Here is a 3783-nt window from a genome sequence, read left to right as displayed (position 1 = left end):
GTCGGCATCGGTGGCCGCGTCGACCACGACGGCGCCGCCTGCCTGCGCGATGCGCGCAGCCAGCGTTTCAGGCGTGTCTTCGGCCAGCGGCGCGACGTGGGCGCAGCCGAGCAGGGTGGGGATGTGGCTTTCGGTTACGGGGGTGACCGGATCGGTCGCCGCCGAGGTTTCGGTGACCGGCTTGCCGTTCACATACAGAATGCCTTGCTCGACGGTGCGGCCGGTCGCCGGAAAGGCGGGGCAGACCACCGCGATCGCGTCATCGCCCCAGGCGTCGCGCGCCGCGTCGATCTCGGCCTTGAACGCGCCGCGCAGCGTCGAATCCACTTTCTTGTACAGGCGGGTCACGCCGGCATCGCGCAACTGGCGCACGTTGCCGCGGATGACCTCGGCCGCATCGGCCGCGCTGAGCGCGCGGCTGTTGGTCGTGACGGCCAGCACCTCGACGCCGTCGTGGGCGGGCCCGGACAGGGCCTCGTCCGCGCCGCCGATCGACAGGTGCGTGCACCAGCCGGCGCGCACGAATTGCACGGCGGTGTCGCCGGATCCGGTCAGGTCGTCAGCAACGATGGCGATGGTGGGTTTCACAGGGCCTCTCCGCGGGCTTCGGTCAGGGGCGGGGCGATGGTGGCGTCGGCGTCCTCGGACTTCAGTTCACCGGCGCGCTTGAGGAACCAGGATGCCAGCACCGGGGCCAGAATGGAACTGATCAGCACGCACGCGGCGACCTGCGCGGTGGCGGTGGACACGTACTGCTGGAAGTTGGGGTCGGCTGCCGCGACCACAGCGGGCGTGGCGATGGCGTTGCCGGCGGTGGTGCCGGCTGCGAAGCCCAGGCCGCTCTTGCCGCCGCGGCGCAGGATCATGCGGTAGCCCAGGTAGACCAGGCCGCCCGTGATCGGGCTGATGATCAGGCCCAGGATCAGGCCGCTGATGCCGCCGCCAACCACGGCCCCCAGATCGATGCCAGTGCCCAGCGCAAAGGCGAAGAACGGAATGACGATGTTGGGCACGGGCTTGAGCACGTCACGCCACTTGGGGTCCAGATTGCCGACGACCACGCCCAGCAGGAAGGGCACCAGTGCCGCGACCAAGGCGATCATCGGGATGTCGGCCAAGCCGGACGCACCCAGGAACAGCAGGCTGAAGAAGGGGCCGTCGTTGATGGCGCTGGCCACGTAGGCGCCGCGGTCGCGGGCATCGCCGTATTGGCCGGTGTAGGCCAGCCACAGGCCGCCGTTGCTGTTGTCGAACGCCGCCAGCATGGCCAGGATCGACACGCCCCACAGACCGTCCAGACCGACGTAGCTGCCGAGGATGATGATGAGCGTGGCGGGCACCAGCGTCTTCATCAGCAGGATGGTGCCGGCGGTCGCCAGGATCGGGCCGCCAGTGCGGGCGTTGACGTGCGTGCCGGTCGCGAAGATCAGCAGCGCGATCAGCGGCAGCGCGCTGTTCTTGAAGAGGGCGGTGGTGAAGCCGCCGATGGCGAGCGCATCAGGGGCGAAGGTGCCGATCAGGGAACCCAGGATCAGCGGCACCAGCATCAATCCACCAGGGATTTTCTGCATCGTGCCAAAAAAGGGCGAGCGGGTAGTTGCGGTCGACACTATCGAGGTCTCCAGGACGATTTTTCTGGGTTGCAGACGTTCATGCGCGCGTCTGTCGGACGGGTGAAAAAATCGTAGTGTACACCTGTACGTACAGCATGTACGTACAGGTTGACCCCAATTGCCGTCCCGGATATGGGGACGGTTTCGACGTCAGAAGCGGTAGGCGCCGCTCAACATCACCGTGCGGCGTGCGCCGTAGAAGCAGTCGCCACGATCCAGGCAGACCACTTCGTACGTGCGGTCCGCGATGTTGTTGACGTTGAGTGCGTAACGCCACGGTCCGTTGGTGTAGCTGACCATCGCGTCGAACAGCGTCACGGAGGGCGTCTCGGGTGCGCCGCCATCGCGGAACTTGGACAGGAAGCGCGTGCCGGCGCCGACCGCGAAGCCAGGCTGGCCCGCGACCGCGAAGCGGTACTTGCTCCACAGCGACACCATGTGCTTGGGCATGCCTTCAAGCTGCGGATCGATGTCGGTGTAAATGTAGTTGGCGATCACGTCCACGTTCTGGGTGATACGCCCGCGCATCTCCAGTTCGACGCCGCGCGTGCGCGTCTTGCCCGCCTGGATCTGATTGTTGGGATTGTCCGGGTCGTTGGTCTGGCGGTTGCTTTCGCGCAGGTCGTACGCCGCTGCCGTGAACTCCAGGTCGGCGCCTGGGGGCATGTACTTCAGGCCCAGTTCCCACTGCTTGCCGCGCATGGGCTTCCAACGCTGGTCGTAGAAGTCCGCGCCCGCGATGGGGGTGAAGGACTCGCTATAGCTCACGTACGGCGACCAGCCGTTGTCGGCCGCGTACATCAGGCCGAAGCGCTTGGTCGTGGCCTGGTCGGTTTCCTTGTCCTGGCCCTCGGCCGTGCTTTCGACGCGATCACGGCGGATGCCGGCCAGCAGGATCCAGTTCTTGTCGAACGTGATCTGGTCCTGCGCATAGAAGCCCAGCTGTTGCTGGCGCTGCTTGGGCGAGTCGCTGAGCGTGTAGTCGGGCGCGTTGCCATACACCGGGTGGTACAGGTTCAGCGGCGATCCCAGCCCGCTGTCCGATTGGCTGGTTTCGCGGTAACGCGTGTAGTCCATGCCGACGATGACGGTGTGCTGCGTGCGGCCCCAGTTCAGCTTGCCTTCCAGGTTCTGGTCGGCCAGCAGCGTGCGCATGCGCGGCTTGTTGATGTAGTAGTAGCGGTCGACGGTGGTCTGTTCGGGATCGATGTAGGAATCGCCGCGGCGGTCGCCGTACACGTTCGGGTACAGCGATTTGTAGTCGACGCTGCTGACCGTGTTACGGAAGCTCTGGCGGACTTTCCAGGTGTCGTTGAACTTGTGTTCGAACAGCCAGCCGACGTTGAATTGCTCGGTGTCGTAGGCGTCAAAGCCCGGTTCGCTGGCAAAACGGCGCGTCGGAATGCGGCCGTTGGGATTGTGATCCACGGTGCCACTCCAGGGCAGGAACGATTGCGTCGTGCCGGAGCGGTCCTTCTGCCAGGAGGCCTGCAGCGTCAGCGAGGTGGCTGCGCTGGGTTGCCACGTGAGCGACGGCGCGAGGAACATCCGGTCGTCCTGCGCATACTGCACCTGCGTGTCGCTGTCGCGGCCCAGCGCCACCACGCGATACAGCCACTGGCCATCCTCGGTCAGCGGGCCGGTGATGTCGGCCTGGATCTCGCGGCGGTTGAAGTTGCCCAGTTGCACGCCGATTTCGCCCTGCTGCTCGGCCTGCGGGCGCTTGCTGACCAGGTTGACGATGCCGCCCGTGCTGCCCTGTCCGTATAGCATCGACGACGGGCCGCGCAGCACTTCGACGCGTTCCAGGCCATAGACCTCGGTGCGCGGGTTGTTGAAGCTGAAGAACTGGCGCAGGCCGTCCAGGTATTGCACGGGCTCCACGCCGCGCACGCGCACGTAGTCGCCGCGGTTGTCCACGCCGTAGGCGTTGGGCCGCACGCCGGCCGCGTAGTTCATTGTGTCCTGCACATTCTGCGAACCCTGGTCGATGATCTGCTCGCGCGGGATCACGGTGATGGCCTGGGGTGTTTCGGACAATGGCGTGTCGGTCTTGGTGCCGGTGGCGCTGCGCCGGGCCACGTAGCCGTCGACGGGACCGGTGGCGGTTTCGCCGGTGCCCAGCACCTGCACGGCGGGCAGGGTGGCGGGCTGTTCGGGCTGCGCGTGC

General features: G+C 66.3%; 2 protein-coding genes and 1 pseudogene. All 3 read right to left on the bottom strand.

Annotated features, from left to right (window positions below; all coding sequences use genetic code 11):
* Positions 1–588 (bottom strand): annotated as a pseudogene (gene dtnK / locus B3446_RS12165) (D-threonate kinase); the annotation flags it as partial.
* The gene (locus B3446_RS12160; RefSeq protein ID WP_409558329.1) at positions 585–1571 is read right to left on the bottom strand and encodes a 2-keto-3-deoxygluconate permease; all 987 of its coding nucleotides are present in this window, start codon (positions 1569–1571) and stop codon (positions 585–587) included. The gene B3446_RS12160 and the pseudogene dtnK, both read right to left, overlap by 4 nt.
* A gap of 192 nt (positions 1572–1763) precedes the next feature.
* A partial coding sequence (locus B3446_RS12155) for a TonB-dependent siderophore receptor (protein ID WP_291381294.1) occupies positions 1764–3783 on the bottom strand: 2020 nt, incomplete at its 5' end.

Origin of the sequence: Achromobacter sp. UBA5777 (assembly GCF_002418565.1) — a bacterium.
GTDB lineage: Bacteria > Pseudomonadota > Gammaproteobacteria > Burkholderiales > Burkholderiaceae_B > Achromobacter > Achromobacter animicus.
The sequence above is the reverse complement of the archived record's forward strand: the minus strand, read 5'-3'. Positions and strand labels throughout refer to the sequence as shown.